This is a genomic window from Streptomyces sp. NPDC086777 (assembly GCF_040702065.1).
Classification (GTDB): domain Bacteria; phylum Actinomycetota; class Actinomycetes; order Streptomycetales; family Streptomycetaceae; genus Streptomyces.
This window is the reverse complement of record NZ_JBFBJI010000008.1, coordinates 170,039-191,430: the sequence shown is the minus strand read 5'-3', so window position 1 is coordinate 191,430 and position 21,392 is coordinate 170,039. Positions and strand designations below refer to the sequence as shown.

Annotated in this window: 14 protein-coding genes and 1 pseudogene; 6 read left to right on the top strand and 9 right to left on the bottom strand. The window is 72.4% G+C overall.

The genetic code is table 11. From position 1 onward, the window contains the following. Position 1 precedes the first annotated feature (1 nt). Positions 2-1,309 (top strand): cation:proton antiporter, encoded by a 1,308-nt coding sequence (locus AB0472_RS14300; RefSeq protein WP_366356418.1) that lies wholly within the window; start codon positions 2-4, stop codon positions 1,307-1,309. A 54-nt stretch (positions 1,310-1,363) separates the two neighbouring features. Further along, positions 1,364-2,343, top strand: a pseudogene (locus AB0472_RS14295) (FGGY family carbohydrate kinase); the annotation flags it as partial. Between the two features lie 32 nt (positions 2,344-2,375). On the opposite strand, the gene AB0472_RS14290 reads toward AB0472_RS14295, so the two are convergent. Together AB0472_RS14290 and AB0472_RS14285 are read right to left on the bottom strand one after the other, a co-directional pair. Then, positions 2,376-3,140 carry a crotonase/enoyl-CoA hydratase family protein gene (locus AB0472_RS14290; RefSeq protein WP_366356416.1) on the bottom strand — a complete coding sequence of 255 codons (765 nt, stop codon included), beginning with the start codon at positions 3,138-3,140 and terminating at the stop codon, positions 2,376-2,378. A 22-nt stretch (positions 3,141-3,162) separates the two neighbouring features. After that, on the bottom strand, positions 3,163-4,149 hold the full coding sequence (locus AB0472_RS14285; protein WP_366356414.1) for a lysylphosphatidylglycerol synthase transmembrane domain-containing protein: 987 nt from the start codon (positions 4,147-4,149) through the stop codon (positions 3,163-3,165). Between the two features lie 225 nt (positions 4,150-4,374). Between AB0472_RS14285 and AB0472_RS14280 the strand changes: the two genes are divergently transcribed. From AB0472_RS14280 to AB0472_RS14270, 3 genes are all read left to right on the top strand, one after another. Beyond that, positions 4,375-6,240, top strand: a complete 1,866-nt coding sequence (locus tag AB0472_RS14280; protein ID WP_366356552.1) for an ABC transporter ATP-binding protein — start codon at positions 4,375-4,377, stop codon at positions 6,238-6,240. A 216-nt stretch (positions 6,241-6,456) separates the two neighbouring features. After that, positions 6,457-7,821: a ricin-type beta-trefoil lectin domain protein gene (locus AB0472_RS14275; RefSeq protein WP_366356413.1), complete on the top strand. Its 1,365-nt coding sequence runs from the start codon at positions 6,457-6,459 to the stop codon at positions 7,819-7,821. A gap of 32 nt (positions 7,822-7,853) precedes the next feature. After that, positions 7,854-10,040 (top strand): RICIN domain-containing protein, encoded by a 2,187-nt coding sequence (locus AB0472_RS14270; protein WP_366356411.1) that lies wholly within the window; start codon positions 7,854-7,856, stop codon positions 10,038-10,040. Positions 10,041-10,103: 63 nt separating this feature from the next. Here the strand turns inward: AB0472_RS14270 and AB0472_RS14265 are convergent, their stop codons facing one another. From AB0472_RS14265 to AB0472_RS14235, 7 genes are all read right to left on the bottom strand, one after another. After that, positions 10,104-11,855 carry an MFS transporter gene (locus AB0472_RS14265; RefSeq protein WP_366356550.1) on the bottom strand — a complete coding sequence of 584 codons (1,752 nt, stop codon included), beginning with the start codon at positions 11,853-11,855 and terminating at the stop codon, positions 10,104-10,106. Positions 11,856-11,878: 23 nt separating this feature from the next. After that, complete coding sequence (locus AB0472_RS14260; RefSeq protein WP_366356409.1) at positions 11,879-12,346, bottom strand: MarR family transcriptional regulator; 468 nt, start codon at positions 12,344-12,346, stop codon at positions 11,879-11,881. A 91-nt stretch (positions 12,347-12,437) separates the two neighbouring features. Next, positions 12,438-12,611 (bottom strand): hypothetical protein, encoded by a 174-nt coding sequence (locus tag AB0472_RS14255; RefSeq protein WP_366356408.1) that lies wholly within the window; start codon positions 12,609-12,611, stop codon positions 12,438-12,440. A 25-nt stretch (positions 12,612-12,636) separates the two neighbouring features. Further along, positions 12,637-12,993, bottom strand: a complete 357-nt coding sequence (locus AB0472_RS14250; RefSeq protein ID WP_366356406.1) for a PRC-barrel domain-containing protein — start codon at positions 12,991-12,993, stop codon at positions 12,637-12,639. A gap of 43 nt (positions 12,994-13,036) precedes the next feature. Next, positions 13,037-15,532: a SpoIIE family protein phosphatase gene (locus tag AB0472_RS14245; protein WP_366356405.1), complete on the bottom strand. Its 2,496-nt coding sequence runs from the start codon at positions 15,530-15,532 to the stop codon at positions 13,037-13,039. Between the two features lie 77 nt (positions 15,533-15,609). Next, positions 15,610-19,890, bottom strand: a complete 4,281-nt coding sequence (locus tag AB0472_RS14240) for a HAMP domain-containing protein (protein ID WP_366356403.1) — start codon at positions 19,888-19,890, stop codon at positions 15,610-15,612. A 401-nt stretch (positions 19,891-20,291) separates the two neighbouring features. Beyond that, positions 20,292-20,657 (bottom strand): STAS domain-containing protein, encoded by a 366-nt coding sequence (locus AB0472_RS14235; protein WP_366356401.1) that lies wholly within the window; start codon positions 20,655-20,657, stop codon positions 20,292-20,294. Between the two features lie 208 nt (positions 20,658-20,865). On the opposite strand from AB0472_RS14235, the gene AB0472_RS14230 reads away from it, so the two are divergent. After that, entirely contained in the window at positions 20,866-21,357 is a 492-nt protein-coding gene (locus AB0472_RS14230) for an ATP-binding protein (protein ID WP_366356399.1), read from the top strand. The last annotated feature ends 35 nt before the right edge of the window (positions 21,358-21,392 follow it).

Genomic DNA, 21,392 nt, shown 5'->3' with positions numbered 1-21,392 from the left:
CATGACACCCGTGGAGCTCGCTCCCCGCTTCTTCGCCGCCGTCGTCGTGATCCTGCTGGCCTGCCGGCTGGTCGTCGCCGTCGCCGGCCGCTTCGGTCAGCCGCCCGTGGTCGGCGAGATGATCGCCGGTGTCCTGCTCGGACCGTCCCTGTTCGGGCTGGTCGCTCCGGGCGCGTCCGACGCGGTCTTCCCCGCCGAGCTCAGACCGGTGCTGTACGTCGCCGGGCAGATCGGCCTGGTGGCCCTGATGTTCCACGCCGGATACGAGTTCCGGGCGCACGCGGGCCGCGGGCTCGCCGGCACGGCGGCAGCCGTCTCCGGCGCCGGGATCACGGTTCCCCTGGTCCTCGGCGCGGGCCTGGCGGTCGTGGCCCACGGACACGTGGACATCTACGTCGACGGCGTCCCGGTCTGGGTCACGGCGGGCTTCGTCGGCGTCGCCCTCGCCATCACCGCCTTCCCGATGCTCGCCCGCATCATCACCGAGCGCGGACTGACCGGCTCCCGCTTCGGCACCCTCTCCCTCGCCTCGGGCGCCACCGACGACGCCGTCGCCTGGATCCTGCTGGCCGCGGTCCTCAGCGCCGCCTCCGGCGACCCGGGCCAGGTGCTGACCGCCGTCGGGGGCGCGCTGCTGTTCGGGGCGGTCCTGTACTTCCTGGGGCGCCCGCTGCTGGCCCTGATCGTGAACCGGCCCGGAGTGCGCGACGACACCCGGCTCCTCGGCACGGTCGCGGTGCTGTTCGGCGCCGCGTGGTTCACCGATGTCATCGACCTGTACGCGGTGTTCGGTGCCTTCTGCGTCGGCATGGCCATGCCCCGCGGCGAGGCCGCCGAACGTCTGGTGCGGACCACCCAGTCGGTGACCCAGGTGGTCTTCGTCCCGATGTTCTTCACCTACTCCGGTCTCAACACCCGCTTCGACGTGTTCGCGGACCCCGCCGTGCTGGCGTTCGGCGCGGCGGCCGTGGTGCTCGCCGTGGCCGGCAAGTTCGGCGGCTGCTGGGCGGCGGCCCGGCTCAGGGGCGAACCGCCGGCGGTGGCGGTCCGTGTCGGCGCGCTCATGAACGCCCGCGGGCTCATGCAGCTCATCGCCCTGAACGTCGGCCTCGCGGCCGGAATCGTCAGCGACGCCCTGTTCTCGGCACTGGTGCTCGTGGCCCTGGTGACCACGGTGATGACCGCCCCCGTCCTGTCCTGGCTCGACCGGAGGGACACGGCCGGGGCACGCACCGCACCGGTGACGGAGCAGGATCAGGAGGTGGTCCCCACCCGGCACGCGACCGGCCACGACACCGCGCTCGGTTGACGCGGCCCGCCGCCCGGCGGCAGGCTGTCGCGCAGTGATCGTCAGGGAGCTCCGATGACAGGTCCGGTGCTCGCGGTCGACCAGGGCACGTCCGGCACCAAGGCCCTGGTGATCTGTCCCGAACGGGGCGTCGTCGGCACCGGATTCCTCACCGTGCGAACCCGCCACCTGCCCGGCGGCCGGGTGGAGGCCGACCCGATGGAGCTGTACGAGTCGGTGCTCGTGGCCGGCCGCCGGGCGCTCGCCGAGGCCGGCGAGCGCCCGTCACCGCGCCGGGCCTGGCCAACCAGGGCGAGGCCGTCCTCGCCCGGGACCCCGGCACCGGGCGCCCCCTCACCGACGCCGTCGTCCGGCAGGACCGCCGGGCCGAACTCATCTGCGCCGAACCCATACCCCACGCCGAGGAGTTACGCGCCCTCACCGGCCCGCCGCTCGACCCCGGCTTCGCCGCGCCCAAGATGGCCTGGCTCCGCCGCCACCCCACCACCGAGGGCGTCGTCACCACCACCGGCGCCTGGCTGGCCCACCGGCTCACCGGCGCCCACGTCACCGACGCCGCCACCGCGAGCCGCACCCACCTCCTCGACCTGGCCCGGGTGCGGTGGTCCTCCCGGGCCCTCGACCGGTACGGGCTGTCCGCCGAACGCCTCCCCGAGATCGTCGACAACGCCACGTTCGTCGGTACGACGAAGGAGTTCGGGGACAAGCTGCCGCTCACCGGCCTCGCCGTGGACCGGCAGGCCGCCCTCCTCGCCCGGCGGATCACCGGACCCGGCGGCGCCAAGTGCACCTACGGCACGGGGGCCTTCCTGCCCGCGCACACCGGCGACTCGCCCCGGCACAGCAGCTCCGGGCCGGTCGGCTGCGTCGCCTGGCGGCTCGCCGGAGAGGCCGCCTACTGCCTGGACGGCCAGGTGTGCACCGCCGCATCCGCGGTGCGCCGGCTCACCGACCTCGGCGTGATCTCGGGCCCCGCCGACCTGGACCGGGTGGGCGGCGCCGTCCCCGACGCCGGCGGGGTCACCTTCGTCCCGCGTCATCCGTGCCGCCGTCGCCGCCCTGCTGGTCAGCCGCCCGTGAAGGAGCCGTGCCGGCCCGCCCCGGCCGCGAACCGCGCCGCACCCTCCAGGCCCTCCGCCAGCACGCCCATGCCGTGACGGATCTCGGCGCCCATCGCCGCCGCCTCGGACAGCCCCTCCTGGTCCAGCACCGACGCGCGGTCGCTGCGCAGGCAGGCCTGGGGGAAGGCCGCGATGGAGGCGGCCAGTTCCTCGGCCGCCGCACGGGACCGGCCGGGCGGGACCAGCCGGTTGGCCAGGCCCATCTCGTACGCCTCCGCCGCCGGGACCGGGCGGCCGGTGAGGACCATGTCCAGCGCCCGGCCGGTGCCGACGAGCCGGGGGAGCCGTACCGTGCCGCCGTCGATCAGGGGCACGCCCCAGCGGCGGCAGAAGACGCCGAACACCGCGTCCTCCTCGGCGACCCGCAGATCGCACCACAGGGCCAGCTCCAGCCCCCCGGCCACGGCGTGCCCGGCGACCGCCGCGATCACGGGCTTGGACAGGCGCAGCCGGGTCGGGCCCATCGGGCCGTCGCCGTCCGGCGCCACCCGGTTGCCCTGCCCGGCGCCCATCGCCTTGAGGTCGGCCCCGGCGCAGAACGTGCCGCCCTCGCCCCACAGCACCGCCACCCGCGCCTCGTCGTCCGCCTCGAACTCGCGGAAGGCATCAGCCAGTTCGGCCGCCGTCGGCCCGTCGACCGCGTTGCGCACCTCGGGCCGGGACAGGACGACCGTGGTGACGGGACCCTTGCGTTCCAGACGGACCGGCATGCGTTTCCTCCGCAGCGAGCTCTCAGATGACCTTCAGTCGCACCAGCGCTCCCAGTGTCAGGGCTCCGGGCAGCAACGGCACCCACACGGTGATGATCCGGTACGCGAGGACGACGGCCGTGGCCACCGCCACCGGGCCGCCGGCCGCCACCAGCGCCACGATCAGCGCCGCCTCCACCGAACCCAGGCCGCCCGGCGTGGGGATCAGCGCGACGGCGACCGTGGCCGCCAGGTACGCCAGCGCCATGTGCGCGGGCGGCACGTCGAGGCCGAGGGCCCGCCCCACCGCCACCAGACCGCCCGCCTGGAGCGCGGGGAAGGCCAGCGAGCCGCCCCACAGGGCCAGCGCCCGGGACGGCCGCGTGTGCACCGAGCGGGCCTCGCCCAGGGCGCTGCGCACGAAGCGGAACACCGGCTCGCGCACCCGCCGGACCAGGAGCAGCGCGGCCAGCGCCACGGCGACCAGGGCGCCGGCGACGACGGCCAGGACCGGCCCGACGTCCCCGTCGGGGAGCAGGCCGTCGAGCCGCAGGGCGTCGGGGAAGGCGACGAAGAACACGGCCATCAGGCCCACGCGGGCGATCGACTCGGCGAGCAGGTACAGGGCGAGCGCGGCCGAGGAGGTGGAGAGCGGCACCCCGCACACGGTCATGAACCTCAGGTTGACCGCGCCCGAGCCGAGACCCGTGGGCAGCAGGTGGTTGGCCGAGCCCGCCGCGAGCTGGGTCGCCAGCAGCCGCCAGCGGGGCAGCGGCTGGATCACCGCGCCCTGCCGGGTGAAGGCGGCGGCCACCCAGGTCAGGCAGGTGGCACCGGCGGCCGCGAGCAGCCAGGGCCAGGAGGCGTCGCGCAGGTGGCCGAAGCCCTCGACGAGGACCGGCCAGTGCTGCACCGCGATGACCGCGACCAGCACGAGCGGAACGAGCGTGAGGACGTGCCGCCAGGGAACACGACGGGCGAGCCGGGGGAGACGGCTCTCAGGGAAGCCGGGGTTTCTTACCGCTGTCACACCGGGAGAGGTTTTCCGCGCCGGCCCAACTGCGGGTGGCGGAAGAGGAGACGCCGGATGACGGCCGGGAAGCGGCTGAGGGGGGAGGCCCACCGGGAAGCCCACCTGCGGCTTCGCGGAGCTGAGCGGGGGCTGCGCGGGGCTCATCGGGTCCTTCGTACGGGGGGACGGCGCGCGGACATTGACCTCAACGACGCTTGAGGTCCTACGTTCTCCCTCATGAGTATGGAGACCACCGCCTGGACGCAGCTGCACAGCGTCATGACCGCCCAGCAGGAGCGGCGCCCCTTCGAGCGGGCCACGCTGCGCCGTGTCGCCGCCTTCGCCCGCCCGCACCGGGCCGGCATAGTCCGCTTCGTCCTCCTCGGGGTGCTGACCGCCCTGCTGGCCGTCGCCACCCCGGTGCTCGCCGGCCATGTCGTCGACGCGATCGTGTCGGGCCACGACACCGGCACGGTCGTCCGCCTGTCGCTGCTGATCGCGCTGGTCGCGGTCGCGGAGGCGGCGCTCGGGGTGCTCGGCCGGCGGCTCTCGGCGGCGCTCGGGGAGGGCCTCATCCTCGACCTGCGCACGGCTGTGTTCGATCATGTGCAGCGGATGCCCGTCGCGTTCTTCACACGTACCCGTACGGGAGCGCTGGTCAGTCGTCTCAACAACGACGTGATCGGCGCCCAGCGGGCCTTCGCCAACACCCTCTCCGGCGTCGTCAGCAACCTGGTCACGCTGCTGCTCACGCTCGCGGTGATGCTCACCCTGTCCTGGCAGATCACCCTGCTCGCGCTGGTGCTGCTGCCGCTGTTCGTGGTGCCCGCGCGCCGGATGGGCGGCCGGATGGCGCGGATGCAGCGGGAGGCCGCCGAGCTCAACGCGGCCATGGGCACCCGGATGACCGAGCGGTTCTCCGCGCCCGGCGCCACCCTGATCAAGCTCTTCGGCCGCCCCGAGGAGGAGTCGGCGGAATTCGCCGCGCGCGCCGCCCGGGTCCGGGACATCGGCGTACGCACCGCCACCGCCCAGTCGGTGTTCATGACCGCCCTGACCCTGGTCTCCTCGCTCGCCCTCGCCCTGGTCTACGGCCTGGGCGGCTGGTTCGCCCTGCGCGGCACCCTGGAGCCGGGCGCGGTGGTCTCCCTCGCCCTGCTGCTGACCCGCCTCTACGCCCCGCTCACCTCCCTCGCCGGGGCCCGGGTCGAGGTGATGAGCGCGCTGGTCAGCTTCGAGCGGGTCTTCGAAGTGCTCGACCTGAAGCCCCTGATCGAGGAGAAACCCGACGCCCGCGAGGTCCCCGAGGGCCCGGTCGCCGTCGAGTTCGACAACGTCCGCTTCGCCTACCCGGCCGCCGACCAGGTCTCCCTCGCCTCCCTCGAAGAGGTCGCGGTCCTCGACTCGCGCGGCGGCAGCGAGGTCCTGCACGGCATCTCCTTCCGCGCCGAACCCGGCCGGACGATCGCCCTCGTCGGCACCTCGGGCGCCGGCAAGTCCACCATCGCCCAGCTGCTGCCGCGCCTGTACGACGCCGACCAGGGCACCGTCCGCATCGGCGGCACCGACGTCCGCGACCTGACCGCCGGCTCGCTGCGCGCCACCCTCGGCATGGTCACCCAGGACGGCCACCTCTTCCACGACACCGTCCGCGCCAACCTGCTGCTCGCCCGGCCCGCGGCCACGGACGAGGAGTTGTGGGAGGCCCTGGACCGGGCCCGGCTCGGCGAGGTGGTCCGGTCGCTGCCCGACGGACTGGACACGGTGGTCGGCGAGCGCGGCTACCGGCTCTCCGGCGGCGAACGGCAGCGGATGACCATCGCCCGGCTGCTGCTGGCCCGCCAGCGGGTGGTCATCCTCGACGAGGCCACCGCGCACCTCGACAACACCTCGGAGGCGGCCGTCCAGGAGGCGCTGGCCGAGGCGCTGGAGGGCCGTACCGCGGTCGTCATCGCCCACCGGCTGTCGACGGTCCGGGCCGCCGACCAGATCCTGGTGGTCGAAGCGGGGGAGATCGTGGAGCGCGGTACCCACGACTCGCTGCTGGCGGCGCAGGGGCGGTACGCGGAGCTGTACCGGACGCAGTTCGCCGAGGTGCCGTCGGTCTGAGCCGCGCGGACCTCGCCGGGGGCCGCGGGCCGCCTCCGGGCGCACGTCCGAGGTGGCTGATCGCGCGGTTCCGCGCGCACCCCTTGACGCCGATGGTCCGGACCTTTAGTTTCACGCCTTAAACAAAGCCTCGCGGATGTGCTCGACGCCCAACGGCAACACGGGCGTTGAGCACGAAGCGTGCTGCATCCCCCCGCGTGAAAGGCCACCCCCGCAATGGCCAGAACTCTCCCCACGGCTGTCTCCATAGCCGCTCTGACCCTGTCCGCAGGACTGCTCACCGTCGCTCCCGCGCACGCCGCCACCGGCACCGTCACCGGCCTCGCCGGCAAGTGCCTCGACGTCGCCGGCGCCAACTCCGCCGACGGCACCGCCGTACAGCTCTACGACTGCAACGGGACCTCCGCCCAGCAGTGGACCCGCGGCACCGACGGCACCCTCCGCGCCCTCGGCAAGTGTCTCGACGTGACCGGCAATTCGACCGCCGACGGCGCCGCGCTGCAACTGTGGACGTGCACCGGCGGCGCCAACCAGCAGTGGACGGTGTCGTCCGCGAACGACATCGTCAACCCGCAGGCGAACAAGTGCATGGACGTCACCGGCAACACCTCCGCCAACGGCACCCGGATACAGATCTGGACCTGCGCCGGCACCGCCAACCAGAAGTGGACGGCCCCGGCGGCCGGCGGTGGCGGTACCACCCCGTCGTCGCCGATGGCCGTGGCGCCGTACCTGTACAACGGCTGGGGCGACCCGCCGAGCCCGACCACCATCACCAACGCCACCGGCGTGAAGTACTACACGCTCGCCTTCGTCCTCAGCAACGGCTACTGCAACCCGCAGTGGGACGGCAGCCGGGCGCTGACCGGCGGCGTCGACCAGCAGACCGTCAACACCGTGCGCGCAGGCGGCGGTGACGTCATCCCGTCGTTCGGCGGCTACAGCGGCAACAAGCTGGAGAGCTCCTGCTCCAGCGCGGGCGAACTGGCGGCGGCCTACCAGAAGGTCATCAACGCCTACGGCGGGCTCAAGGCCATCGACATCGACCTCGAAGCCGACGCCTACAGCAACGGGACCGTGCAGCAGCGGGTCGTGGACGCGCTGAAGACGGTGAAGGCCAACAACTCCGGCCTGAAGGTGTACATCACCATCGGCACCGGCCAGAGCGGCCCGGACACCAGCCTGATCAACCGGGCCGCGTCCTCCGGGCTGACCGTCGACGCCTGGGCCATCATGCCGTTCGACTTCGGCGGCGCCGGCCAGAACATGGGCAACCTCACCACCCAGGCGGCCGAGGGGCTCAAGAACGCGCTGAAGAACGCATACGGCTACAGCGACGACACCGCCTACCGGGACATGGGCATCTCGTCCATGAACGGCATCACCGACAACAACGAGACGGTGACGGTGGCCGACTTCCGCACCATCCTCGCCTACGCCCAGCAGCACCACCTGGCCCGGCTCACCTTCTGGTCCGCCAACCGCGACCGGCCCTGCACCGGCGGCTCCGCCGACAGCTGCTCCGGCGTGAGCCAGTCCGACTGGGACTACACGCGCGTCTTCGCCGGATACACCGGCTGACCCCCTCCGCAAGCCGCCTCCAAGGAGAACCAGTGTCTTCCCTTCCCCGGCGCCGCAGAGCAACGGCCGCCGCAGCGGTGGCCGTTGTCGCCGCCTCCCTGCTCACCGCGGCGGGCGCCGTCTCGCCCGCGTCCGCCGCCACGCTGCCCACCGGCAACACCACCCTGCTCAACGCGGCCAGCGGCAAGTGCGTGGACGCCAAGGCCGCCGCCACCGCCGACGGCACCGTCGTCCAGCAGTACACCTGCAACAACACCACCGCCCAGCAGTGGAGTCTCGCCGCCACCAGCGACGGCTACGTCCGCATCAACAACGCGAACAACACCAACGAGGTCCTGGACGTCACCAACGTCTCGACGGCCGACAGCGCGCCCGTCCAGATGTGGACCTGGGGCGGCGGCACCAACCAGCAGTGGCTGCCCGTCGACGACGGCGGCGGCGCCTACCACTTCGTCAACCGCAACAGCGGCAAGTGCCTGGACGACCCGGGCGCCTCGACCGCGGACAGCGTGCAGTTCGTGCAGTACACCTGCAACGGCACGCAGGCCCAGCGGTTCCAGGTCGTCCCGGTGACTCAGTCGGCCAACCCGGACCTCGGCTCCAACGTGGTCGTCTTCGACCCGTCGATGTCCGCGTCGACCATCCAGAACAAGCTGAACTCGATCTTCGCGCAGCAGGAGACCAACCAGTTCGGCTCCCAGCGTTACGCCGTGATGTTCAAGCCCGGCGCCTACAGCGCGGACGTCAACGTGGGCTTCTACACGCAGGTCCTCGGCCTCGGTCTGACGCCCGACGCGGTCTCGATCAACGGCGCGGTGCACGCGGAGGCCGACTGGTTCCAGGGCAACGCCACCCAGAACTTCTGGCGCGGCGCCGAGAACCTCTCGGTCAACCCGACCGGCGGCAGCGACCGCTGGGCGGTCTCGCAGGCGTCCGCCTACCGCCGGGTCCACCTGCGCGGCAACCTCGCCCTGGACGACGGCGGCTGGTCCAGCGGCGGCCTGATCGCCGACAGCCAGATCAACGGCCAGGTCAACTCCGGCAGTCAGCAGCAGTGGCTGACCCGCAACTCGCAGCTCGGCAGCTGGACCGGCTCCAACTGGAACATGGTCTTCGTCGGCAGCACGGGCGTCCCGTCCACCACCTTCCCCAGCCCGCCGGACACCGCGGTCGCGCAGAGCCCGACCTCGCGCGAGAAGCCGTTCCTGTACGTCGACGGCTCCGGCAACTACCAGGTGTTCGTCCCGTCCACCCGCACCAACTCCTCCGGCACCAGCTGGAGTTCGGGTTCGGCGGCCGGTACGTCGCTCTCCCTCGACAGCTTCTACGTCGTGAAGCCGGGCGCCACCGCGTCCCAGATCAACGCGGCCCTGACGGCGGGCAAGAACCTCCTGGTCACCCCGGGCGTCTACCACCTGGACCAGACCCTGCAGATCAACCGGGCCGACACCGTCGTCCTCGGCCTCGGTCTCGCCACCTTCGTCCCGGACAACGGCATCACCGCCATGAAGGTCGCCGACGTCGACGGCGTCAACATCGCCGGCCTGCTCTTCGACGCCGGCACCACCAACTCCGCCACCCTGGTGGAGGTCGGCCCGAGCGGCTCCTCGGCCTCGCACGCGAGCGACCCGACCTCGCTGCACGACGTGTACTTCCGCGTCGGCGGCGCGGGCGTCGGCAAGGCCACCACGAGCCTGGTCGTCAACAGCGACAACGTCATCGGCGACCACATGTGGATCTGGCGCGCCGACCACGGCAGCGGGGTCGGCTGGACCAGCAACACCGCCGACACCGGACTCGTCGTCAACGGCGACAACGTGACCATGTACGGCCTGTTCGTCGAGCACTTCCAGAAGTACCAGACGCTCTGGAACGGCAACGGCGGCAGGACGTACTTCTACCAGAACGAGATGCCGTACGACCCGCCGAACCAGTCTTCGTGGATGAACGGCTCGACCAAGGGCTACGCGGCCTACAAGGTCGCCGACTCGGTCACCAGCCACCAGGCGTACGGCCTCGGCAGCTACTGCTACTTCAGCACCGACCCGGGCGTCGTCGCCGACCACGCGATCGAGGCGCCGACCAACGCGAACGTCAGGTTCACCAGCATGGTGACGGTCTCGCTCGGCGGCACCGGCACCATCACCCACGTCATCGACAACAGCGGAGGCCCGTCGAACTCGTCGACCAACGTGGCGAACCTCAAGTCGTATCCGTGACCGTGACCCGGTGAACGGACGACGGGTGCCCCGGCGGATCTCCGCCGGGGCACCCGCCTCTCGTCACGACGGCGAGTTGTGCGCGGACCGTGCCGTACGCGCCGCGGTCCGGTCCTTCGGCTCCTGGTGGTCCGGTGCGGGCCGGTGGCCGCCGCGCAGGGCGGAGGCCACGGCGGAGACCAGGGCCATGCCGGCGGCCACGCCGAAGACGATGGCCAGCCCGTGGTGGAAGGGGCCCGAGACCAGCTGTGGGAAGAAGGTGTGGCCGGTCAGGACGGACCGCTGGGCCGCGGTGACATGGTCCAGGACGCCCTCCGAGGCGAGCAGGTGCTGGATGGGGTTGTTGCCGAGGAACGTCGCGAACAGCGTGCTCACCGGCGGCAGCGACGCGGCGTGCGCGGCGGAGGCGGCCGGCACGCCGTGCGCCATGAGGCCGCTCTTCAGCGTCGACGGGAGCGAGGAGGCGAGCCCGGACACCATCAGGGAGAAGAACACCCCGATGGACAGGGCCGTACCGGAGTTCTGGAAGGTGGACCGCATGCCCGAGGCGACGCCCCGGTACTCGGCCGGCACGCTGCCCATGATCGAGGAGGTGTTGGGTGCCGAGAACATGCCCTGGCCGAGGCCGTTGAGCAGCAGCAGCGCCGCGAACAGCCCGTAGTCGAAGTCGACGGGCAGGGCGAGCAGCCCCAGGAAGGACGCGGTGACGACGACCAGACCCGCGGTGGAGAAGAACCGCGCGCCGAAACGGTCCGACAGGTATCCGGACACCGGTCCCGCGATCAGGAAGCCCAGCGTCAGCGGGAGCATGAAGATGCCGGCCCACAGCGGGGTGTCCTCGAAGTCGTAGCCGTGCAGCGGCAGCCAGATGCCCTGCAGCCAGATGATGAGCATGAACTGCAGGCCGCCGCGCGCGATCGAGGTAAGCAGGGCGGCCACGTTGCCCGCCGCGAACGCCCGGTTCCTGAAGAGCGCCAGGTTGAACATGGGCTCGGCGACCCGCGTCTCGACGACGCAGAAGGCCAGCAGCAGGGCCACGCCGCCGATCAGGCCGGTCAGCACCCACGGGTTGCCCCAGCCGGTGGCGCTGTCCCCGTAGGGCTGGATCCCGTAGGTGATCCCGGCCAGCAGGATGCCGGCACCCGCCGCGAAGGTGAGGTTGCCGAGCCAGTCGACCCGGCCGGGGCGGCCCGCCGAGGTCTCCCGCAGGCTCAGGTACGACCAGATCGTGCCGGTGATGCTGACCGGGACGCTCACCCAGAACACGGCACGCCAGTCGACGACGGCGAGCAGCCCGCCCGCCAGCAGGCCGAGGAACTGCCCGGCCAGCGCGGTGATCTGGTTGATGCCGAGGGCCATGCCGCGCTGCCGGGCCGGAAAGGCGTCGGTGAGGATGGCGGCCGAGTTGGCGGTGAGCATGGACCCGCCGAAGGCCTGCACGATCCGCCACAGGATCAGCCACAGGGCGCCCGCCCCCGCGCGGAACGGATCGAGCGACAGCGCCACCGAGGCGCACGCGAAGATCAGGAAGCCCAGGTTGTAGATCTTCACCCGGCCGAACATGTCGCCGAGCCGCCCGAGCACCACCACCAGCACCGCGGACACCAGCAGATAGCCGAGGATCATCCAGAGCAGGTAGCCGATGTTGCCCGGCGCGAGCGGGTCGAGCCCGATGCCGCGGAAGATCGCCGGGAGCGAGATGATCACGATCGACGCGTCCATCGTGGCGATCAGCACGCCGAGTGTGGTGTTCGACAGCGCGACCCACTTGTAACCGGGCCCGGCGGGGGTGTCCTGGTGGCGGGCCGAGCGCAGCGCGGCGGACCACCCGCGCCCGCTCACAGCCGTTCCGCCAGCCGGTCGAGGAGCGGCAGGGCCGCCCCGAGCGTCGCGCGCTCCTGCGCGGAGAACGTGTCGAGGACTTCCGCGAGCCGCTGGACCGACTCGGAGCGCCGCTCGGCGAGCACCGCCCGCCCCTCGTCGGTGGCGGCCACGATGCTCCGCCGCCCGTCCGCGGCGTCGGGGGTACGACGGACCAGGCCGCGCTGTTCGAGCCGGGCGAGGGTGCTCGCCATGGCCTGCGGCCGCACCCGCTCCGTCTCGGCGAGGGAGGTCGGGGAGTCCGGGCCCTCGGCCGCGAGCCGTGCGAGCACGGACACACCCGAGAGCGACACGTCCCCCACGGCGTGCGCCTGCCGCAGCCGCCGCGTCACCCGGCCCACCGCCAGCCGGAGGTCGGAAGCGAGCCGGGTGGCGTCGCTCAGGTCGCGTATGCCGCCGTCACCGGCGGCCGTGTCTGCCTTCACATGTACTAACGCTAGGTTGAACAGTCCGGACTGCTCAACCTGCTGTTAGTAAATCCTGCTGTCGGTACCTGCTGTCGGTGGGTACGGGCGATCAGCGGGCCAGGCGGTGGCGCCGGCCGCCGCGCCGCAGGCGGTACGCCGCGTAGCCGAGGTCGGCGAGGAGCACGACGGCACCGATGACCAGCAGGTAGAACAGCCCGTGGACGGCGAACCCGACGATGCCGAGGACGACGGCCACGAGGATCAGGAGCAGGAACAGGCTCATCGGCTCTCCCGGACGGCTCGGTGGGTCAGCGGCGGGCCAGGCGGCGCTCGCCGCCCGCACCCGGGACGTAGTCGAGTTCGTAGTGCGCGAAGACCGCGGGCTCCCCGGCGGCCGGCAGTTCGCCGTCGGTGTCGATCGACGGGGCCTTCTTGACCACGTCCTTGCGGTACGCGACCTTCAGGTACGCCGGACCGACGGTCGCCTCGGCGACCGGGACGAACACCAGGCGGCGGCGGGTGGGCAGCCCGACCGTCACGGTCACGAAGCGGGGCTTGTCGGTCGTGGTGTCCACGTAGACCGACTCCAGGACGCCGATCCTGTGCCCGGCGACGTCGACGACGTCATGACCGCGCCACTCACGGATGTCGGTTGCTTCGAACATCGGGCACCTCCACCGGGCGGGTACCCGGTGGTGGCCCCGGCAGTCATGGAGCCACGCGGATGCCCACCACACACGTGTCGTCGTCGGTGTCGGACCGGCTGTGCGTCAGCAGCCGGTCCACCTGCTGGTCCAGGGCCGGGGGCACCGTGCGCGCCGCCTTCAGCAACTGCGCCAGGGACTCCTCCACGGACCGGTCACGGCGTTCGATCAGGCCGTCCGTGTACATCAGCAGGGTGTCGTCGACCGCGAGCTGCACCTCGTGCTCCTGGTACTCGGCCTCCGGCACGGCACCCAGCAGCAGGCCCCGGACCAGGGGCAGCGGCTCCGCCTCGCCGCCGCGGACCAGGACGGGCGGCAGATGCCCGGCCCTGGCCCAGCGCAGGGTGTGCCGGTCGGGGTCGTACAGGCCGCACACCGCGGTGGCGGTGACCGAGCCGGTGAGATGGTGGGTCACCATGTTGAGCCAGGACAGCAGCTGCGCCGGCCCGGCGCCGGTCACGGCGAGCCCGCGCAGCGCGTTGCGCAGGACCACCATGCTGGTGGCCGCGTCGATGCCGTGTCCGGCGACGTCCCCCACGCACAGCAGCACCATCCGGGACGGCAGCACGACCGCGTCGTACCAGTCGCCGCCGACCAGGTGCTGGGTCTCCGCCGGCCGGTAGCGCACGGCGAGGTCCAGCCCGGGAATCGCCAGGGTCTGCGCGGGCGGCATGATGGCGTGCTGCAGCTGGAGGGTGAGACGGTTGCGTTCGCTGGCCTCCTGCTCGGTGTGGGCGAGCTGGTCGCGGGTGGCGGCGAGGGCGACCTCGGTCCAGTGCTGGGCGGAGATGTCCTGGTAGGCGCCGCGTACGACGTACAGCTGGCCGTCCGAGTCGAGGACCGGCTCGGCCACCACCCGGATGTGCCGGGTGACCCCGTCCGGCCGCTGCAGACGGAAGGAGGTGGACGCCGCCCGGCGGTGGTGCAGCAGGGTGCGCAGGAACCGTCCGATGGCCACGGCGTCGTCCGGATGCGCATGCGCGGCCAGGTCCTCCAGCGCCACCGGCACATCGGAGACAGGCCTGCCGTACAGCTCGTACAGCTGCCCGTTCCAGGTGATCTCGGCGGTGAGCAGGTTCTCCTCGAAGCCGCCGATGCGGCCCAGGCGCTGCGCGTGCTGGAGCAGGCTGGCCAGCCGGGCCGTCTCGTCCTCGATGCGCCAGACGAGCAGCACGCAGCTGCCGTGCCGGCTGATGTTGATGTCGGCGACCGCCGCCAGCGGAACCTCGTCGACCAGCGCGGTCAGCCGCATGCGATGGGCACGGTAGGGCTCACCGGTGGCGTGGACGCGCTCGATCCGTTCGAAGAGCTCGCTGTGCCCGGCGGCCACCGGGTACGTCTCCAGCAGCAGGGCCCCGTTGACGACTCCCCGGGGGCGGCCGGCCGGGTCCAGGAAGCGGCTGTTCACGTGGTGGATGCGGAAGTCGGCGAGTTCCCCGTCGACGTCCAGCACCGGGACGAGAACCAGGGCGGGGTCGTGGAGCCCGTCGGCCAGGTCCATCAGTTCCGTCACGTCGGGCAGTACGCGCGCGTTGTCGGCGCCGTCCGGGTGATGCCGGGCGTAGCTCTCCAGGGTGTGCGCGCACAGCTCGGCCAGTGCCTCGATCTGCTCGATCTGGCGGACGACGGGCGGGGGAGGGGGGTCCAGGGGGGTGGGCCAGGCGATCTCCAGGACGCCGTGGATCCGTCCGCCGGTCCCGGCCGGTACGGCGACCCGGCCGCCCTCCGGATGCTGGTGCTGGCCGATGGACGGCATCCCGGTCTCGGCCAGGCTGCGGATCCAGTGGCCGGTGCGCTCCGCCAGCCCCCGGCGGGCCACGGTCGTCACACCGGGCGGCACGTGCCGCCACCGCCCGGCCTCGGCGGCGGGGAACCCCGCGGTGCCCGCGAGGGCGAGCGAACCGTCGGTGCCCAGCGCCCAGATGGCCACCGCCTCGGCACCGAGCGGCGTCAGGGCGTGCTCCAGCAGGGAGTCGGCGACGGCCTGGGTGTCGTGGGCGGCCAGCGCGCCGCTCTCGGCGGCCCGCAGCCGTACGGCCGAGGAGTGGCCGTCCGCCGGCTCCGCGGGCCGGGCGTCGGCCGCGGTGGCCGCGAGGAAGGCCGCGGTCACCTCCGAGAGCCGGTCGCGGGCCGCCTGGTTGATGACGTCGACCGCGAACTCCAGCGGCGTCACCCCGGCCTGACCGGCCAGCTCGGCCAACTGCCGTGCCGCCTGCGCCGGGCCGCAGCGCAGCCGTTCGACCAGGATGCCCTTCGCCAGTTCGATCAGGGCGCGCCCGTCGGCCTCCGCCTGCGCCGCCCGTACCTCGCGGCGCAGCCGCTCCACGGTCGCGGTGAGCCTGCCGACGGGCGACGGCCCGCCGGGCTCGGCGGCGCCGCCGGCGTCGGCTTCGACGGCGGCCGCCCCGGTGGCCGCCGGGCCGGTCTCCACCGGTACCGGCAGGGCGTCCGCCGGAAGGTGCGGGGCCTGCGGATCAGGCGGTTTGCGGAGGTCGCTCACGGTCAGTCTGTTCCTCGGCTGGGACGCCGCGCGGTGTCACGCGGCCGGCTGGTGGACGGTGCGGCCGTGCCGCGTGCTCACCCCGGCCCGGACAGCCAGCGCCGGACGCGGCCGATGAGGTCCCCCGTGTCCACGGGTTTGGTGACGTAGTCGTTGGCCCCCGACGCCAGGCTCTTCTCCTGGTCGCCCGGCATGGCCTTCGCGGTCACGGCGATGATGGGCAGCTCGGTGTACTGGGGCATGGCGCGGATCTCCGCGGTGGCGGCGTAGCCGTCCATCTCCGGCATCATCACGTCCATCAGCACCAGGCAGACGTCGGGGTGCGCGAGCAGCATCTCGATGCCCTTGCGGCCGTTGTCGGCGTGCAGGACCTGGAAGCCGTGCAGTTCCAGCACCCCGCTCAGGGCGAAGAGGTTGCGGGCGTCGTCGTCGACCACCAGGACCGTCCGGCCCCGGAAGGCGTCGTCGATGACCTGTGCGGCCGGGGGGTGCGAGTCCTCGGCGCGCACGAGCGAGAGCACGTCGCCGGGCTGCTCCGCCGACAGGTGCAGCGTGATGCGCTCGCGCAGCTCGTCCAGGCTGGCCAGGAAGTCCAGCGGCCGGCCCCCGGCGAGGGCCCGCAGCCCCTGCTCCTGGGCCAGGTCCACCCGGTGCCCGGTGTGCACCAGGACCGGCACGCTGGCCAGCGCCGAGTCACCGCGCATGGCCTCCAGGAAGCCCGCACTCTCCTGGCCGGGCATGCCGAGCTCCAGGACGACACAGTGGCAGGCCTGCGCCGCCAGGGTGCTCGCCGCCTCCTGCGCCCCGACCGCGGTGATGATGTCGATGTCCCCGTGCGGGTCGTCGGGGCGCTGCGCGATGTCCGCCACGGCCCGCTCGGCGACCAGCGTGAGCAGCCCGCGCGGCCGCTCCTCGATCACCAGCAGCCGGCGCCTGCGTGGCTCGGCGGCCGCCGCCGGAGCGGCCGGCGCACGCGGTGCCGGCGATACCTCGGCACCGGTCCCGTCGCGGTGCTGTTCCACCGGCCGGCCCCCGGCCTCCAGGAGTTCCTCGAAGTCGGCGCGGGCGACCGGCAGATAGAGCGTGAACGTGCTGCCCTGGCCGGGCGTGCTGTCGACCGTGACGGCACCGCCGAGCAGGTGCGCGATCTCCCGGGTGATGGACAGCCCCAGGCCGGTACCGCCGTACTTGCGGCTGGTGGTGCCGTCGGCCTGCTGGAACGCGCCGAAGATCGTCTCCAGCTGCTGCTGGGGGATGCCGATGCCGGTGTCGACGACCCGGAAGGCCACCACCGGCCCGCCGCGGTGCACCCCGGGCGGCACCTCCGCGTCGGCGGCCGGTTCGATCCGCAGCCGCACCCCGCCCTCCTCGGTGAACTTCACCGCGTTCGACAGCAGGTTGCGCAGGATCTGGCGCAGCCGGGAGTCGTCGGTCAGCAGGTCGGCAGGGGTTCCCGGGGCGGTGGACACCGCGAAGTCCAGGCTCTTCTGGGAGGTCATCGGCCGGAACGTCGCCTCGACGTACTCCAGCAGCTGGCGCAGCGGGACCCGCTCGGGAGCGACGTCCATCTTGCCGGCCTCCACCTTGGACAGGTCGAGGATGTCGTTGATCAGCTGCAGCAGGTCCGAGCCCGCCGAGTGGATGATGCCCGCGTACTCGACCTGCTTGGGCGTGAGGTTGCGGGACGGGTTCTGCGCCAGCAACTGGGCGAGGATCAGCAGGCTGTTGAGCGGGGTGCGCAGCTCGTGGCTCATGTTGGCCAGGAACTCCGACTTGTACTTCGAGGCCAGCGCCAGCTGCTGCGCCCGGGTCTCCAGCTCCTGCCGGGCCTGCTCGATCTGCAGGTTCTTCGCCTCGATGTCGCGGTTCTGGTCGACCAGCAGGGACGCCTTCTCCTCCAGCTCCGCGTTGGAGCGCTGCAGTTCCTCCTGCTGCACCTGCAGCTCCTCCGAGCGCGACTGCAGTTCGGCGGTCAGGCGCTGGGACTCCTCCAGCAGCTCGTCGGTGCGGGCGTTGGCCACGATGGTGTTGAGGTTGACGCCGATGGTCGGCATCAGCTGCGCCAGGAAGTCCTGGTGGATCTGGGTGAAACGGGTCAGCGAGGCCAGTTCGATGACGCCCAGGACCTGCTCCTCGACCACGATGGGCAGCACCACGAGGGCGCGGGGCAGCGCCTGCCCGAGGCCGGAGGAGATGGTGACGTACCCCTCCGGGAGCTCGTCCACGGTGACAGGGCGCCGGTTGCGTGCCGCCTGCCCGACCAGGGAGCGGCCGACCGGGATCCTGGTGGGCCGCTCCGCGTCGTCCGGAGCCCCGTACGAACCCACGAGGCGCAGCTCGGGCCCGCGCGCGGCGTCCTCCGCCAGGTAGAACGCGCCGTACTGGGCCGACACCAGCGGGGTCAGCTCGTCCATGATCAGCTCGGCCACCACGGGCAGCTCGCGGTGGCCCTGCATCAGGCCGGAGATGCGCGCGAGGTTGGTCTTGAGCCAGTCCTGCTCCTGGTTGGCCCGGGTGGTCTCGCGCAGGGACCCCACCATCGCGTTGATGTTGTCCTTGAGCTCGGCGACCTCGCCGGAGGCCTCCACGGTGATCGAGCGGGTCAGGTCGCCCTCGGCGACGGCGCTGGCGACCTCCGCGATCGCGCGGACCTGCCGGGTGAGGTTCCCGGCCAGCTCGTTGACGTTCTCCGTCAGCCGCTTCCAGGTGCCCTCGACGCCCTCCACCTCGGCCTGGCCGCCGAGGCGGCCCTCGCTGCCGACCTCGCGGGCGACGCGGGTGACCTCGGCGGCGAACGAGGACAGCTGGTCGACCATCGTGTTGATGGTGGTCTTCAGCTCCAGGATCTCGCCGCGGGCGTCCACGTCGATCTTCTTCGACAGGTCGCCGCCCGCCACCGCGGTCGTCACCAGGGCGATGTTGCGCACCTGCCCGGTGAGGTTGTTGGCCATCGAGTTGACGTTGTCCGTCAGGTCCTTCCAGGTGCCGGCCACGTTCGGCACGTGCGCCTGGCCGCCGAGGCGGCCCTCGGTGCCGACCTCGCGGGCGACGCGGGTCACCTCGTCGGCGAACGCCGACAGCGTGTCGACCATGGTGTTGATCACGTCCGCCAGCGCGGCGACCTCGCCCTTGGCCTCCACGGTGATCTTCTGCGAGAGGTCGCCGCGCGCCACCGCCGTGGCGACCTGGGCGATGGAGCGGACCTGCCCGGTCAGGTTGGACGCCATCACGTTGACGTTGTCCGTGAGGTCCTTCCAGGTCCCCGACACGCCCCGCGCGATCGCCTGCCCGCCCAGGTTGCCCTCGGTGCCGACCTCGCGGGCGACGCGGGTGACCTCGTCGGCGAAGGCGGAGAGCTGGTCGACCATGGTGTTGATGGTGTTCTTGAGTTCGAGGATCTCGCCGCGGGCGTCGACGGTGATCTTCTGGGAGAGGTCGCCCTGCGCCACCGCGGTGGCCACCTGGGCGACGTTGCGGACCTGCGCGGTGAGGTTGCCCGCCATGAAGTTCACCGAGTCCGTCAGATCGCGCCAGGTGCCCTTGACGCCCTTCACGTCGGCCTGGCCGCCGAGGCGGCCCTCGGTGCCGACCTCGCGGGCGACACGGGTGACCTCGTCGGCGAAGGCGGAGAGCTGGTCGACCATGGTGTTGATGGTGTTCTTGAGTTCGAGGATCTCGCCGCGGGCGTCGACGGTGATCTTCTGGGAGAGGTCGCCCTGCGCCACCGCGGTCGTCACCTGGGCGACGTTGCGGACCTGGGAGGTGAGGTTCCCGGCCATGAAATTGACCGAATCGGTGAGGTCGCGCCAGACCCCGCCGACCCCGGGAACCTGCGCCTGGCCGCCGAGGCGGCCCTCGCTGCCGACCTCGCGGGCGACGCGGGTGACCTCGGCGGCGAACGAGGACAGCTGGTCGACCATCGTGTTGACGGTCTCCTTCAGCTGCAGGATCTCGCCGCGTGCGGGCACGTCGATCTTCTGGGAGAGGTCGCCCTTGGCCACCGCCGTGGCCACCTGCGCGATGTCGCGGACCTGGGTGGTGAGGTTGCCCGCCATGGCGTTGACCGACTCGGTCAGGTCCGCCCAGGTGCCGGAGACCCCGGGCACCTCGGCCTGCCCGCCCAGCGTGCCCTCGGTTCCCACCTCGCGGGCGACGCGTGTCACCTCCGAGGTGAACAGGGACAACTGGTCCACCATGCCGTTGAACACCGTGGCGATGTCACCGAGCAGACCCGTGCCGTCGGACGGCAGGCGGGTGCCGAAGTCACCGTCGCGTACCGCTGTGAGCCCGGCGAGCAGCTGCCGCAGCTCCTGCTCACCCGGCCCCCGCACCTTGGCGTCCATCGAAGTGCCGGCCATGCCCACCCTCGTTCCGTTTCGCAGGATCCCCACCCCGGGGACCCGGAACCAGGCCGGCGCCAGGCAGCCCCACCGCCAGTGGCGACGCCGCGTTAGACGGCTCCGGCCGACAGGAAATCGATCGCAGACTAACTCAGTTGTCGTGCAGCAACAAAAGGCCGGCGTGAAGTCCGCGGCTCACCGAAGAACAGCGGAAACGAGCGGCATGGCCGGGCCGCACCGGGGAACCCGGAGGGGTTGTGCCGTCGGCGGACGGGCCGGGTTCCCCGGCGCGACCGGGACCGCGGCTCACGTCCTCCCGCCGGCGGGCACGCGCGTGGTTCCGCCGGCGGGCACGCGTGTGGTTCCGCCGACCGGCGTTCACGAGGTCCTGCCTGCCGGCGCTCACGAGGTCCCGGCTGTCAGGCCGCGATGGCCTCCGCGACGGTCGGGTGACAGGGGGCGACGGCGTCGAGACCCACCAGCTGCACGGTGCGCAGTACCGGGCCGTGCACGCCCGCCAGGCGCAGCCAGCCCTGCTCGGCCCGGGTGGCGTGGTGGGCGGCGACGAGTGCGTTGACGCCGCTGGAATCCATGAAGGTGACCTCACTGAGGTCGACGACGACCCGGGGGCCGGTGGTGGGGTCTGCCGGAGGCATCGCCCGCGTCAGCGCGCCCACGCTCTGGTAGTCGATCTCCCCGCGGACGCCGAGCACGGCGATGCCGTCGACATCCGCGCGGACCACGGCCAACTCGCCGCGTCCCACTGTTTCCTGGTGGTCTGCCACGTCAGTCCTCTGCGCCCTCGGTACGGGTCGAGCCCCCTTCCTGTAGCCAACGTTGCCCAGGATCCCGGCGGTGATGCACCCGAAGTCCCGGACAACTTTCCGGGGCACGGGAATACCGCCGGCAAGGCCGGGTAGACGCGCGCCCATGAACGGGGTATCGCATGTCAGTGGCAGGGAGGCGCCTGTCCCGCCCGAGGAGTGTTCCCGGATGCCGGATGCCGCACCTGCCGACGTCACCATCGCCCTGGACGGGTCGGACGGCTGTATCGCCGACGCGCGGGACCGGACGTCGGAGTTCCTGACCAGAGCCCAGTCCGTGCACGGACTGCCGGTCACCTCCCGCACGATGGGCGCGGCGCAGCTGGTCGTCAGCGAACTGGTCACCAACGCGCTGAAGTACGCGCCGGGACCGGTGCTGCTGCACCTGCGCGTCGTCGACGCCATGGTGGAGATCGAGGTCTGGGACACCGATCCCACGCTGCCGCTGGCCCGGGCCGCCGACGCCGGACGGGTGGGCCAGCACGGACTGGAGATCGTGCTGGCGGTGGTGCAGGGCTTCGAGACGCGCCGGGAGCCCGTGGGCAAGTGCGTCACCGCCCGGCTCGCGCTCTTCGACGACCCGCTGCTGGGCCTCGGCCGGCCGGCTCGGGACGGCGGCTGGACGGCGGCCCGGAACGAGCCGCCGGAGGAGGCGGGGTGAGCCGCGCGCGGCGGGCCGACGGCGGTCGTCACCCG